Annotated in this window: 1 protein-coding gene; it reads right to left on the bottom strand. The window is 43.4% G+C overall.

Going from position 1 to position 696, the window contains the following annotated elements; translation table 11 throughout:
- Nucleotides 1–141: 141 nt before the first annotated feature.
- A complete protein-coding gene (locus R7O03_RS22675) occupies nucleotides 142–642 on the bottom strand; it encodes an opioid growth factor receptor-related protein (RefSeq protein WP_262581159.1) in 501 nt (166 codons plus the stop codon).
- Nucleotides 643–696 lie beyond the last annotated feature (54 nt).

The following is a 696-nucleotide window of genomic DNA, read 5'->3' as shown; positions in this document are numbered from 1 at the left end:
TAACGCCCTGTTAAGGGGTGAGCAACGCAATACAGAAGCCGCCGCAAACCACCTTAAACACCAAAACAAACGCATAGTGAAAATGCCACGTGTTGCGAATCCCTCTTGAACAGTTTGTTAGTGCGCTTTTTCAGCGATCACCTACCCTTTAAGCGCGTTACGCCAATACTCGACCGTTTTATCTGAAACCATGTCAGTTTCTTTAGCCGCTGCCACTAGAAAGTCACACAGGTTAGCTGCTATCTGCTCATTACCGAGCAAATACAAACTACGAATTGCTCGGGTCAGACGAAGTTGATTGTGGTCATGACTTTTAAGCCAGACATGGTTAGCAGGACTTAGTGCCAGTAATGAAGAAATTTGACACCCTTCTCGATGCAATCCCCAAAACTCAAGTAAAAGGTCGAGAGCTTTTAAGTGAGCAATGCGCAATGCTTCTGAATTAGCAAAAGCCTCTCGATCTGCTTGAGTTACCAAAGGAGCATGTTGATTGAACTTAGTACCCTCATCGATCGGGAAAAGAACTTGAATGTACTTATGATCGTGCTCTAGCCAGAAATGGTTGTAAGCTAACAACTGCTCTACATTGCGACCAAATTTATCTGGAGCTTCACCAGATATGAAGCGAGCAATTTCACTCATTTTAAATCCTGCTAATTGTAATTTTTATCTTTGCGCACTAACGCCCTGTTAAGG

The organism is Vibrio sp. Vb2960, assembly GCF_033337665.1.
GTDB lineage: Bacteria > Pseudomonadota > Gammaproteobacteria > Enterobacterales > Vibrionaceae > Vibrio > Vibrio alginolyticus.
Note: the sequence above shows the minus strand (reverse complement) of the source record. Positions and strands in the feature narration are given on the sequence as shown.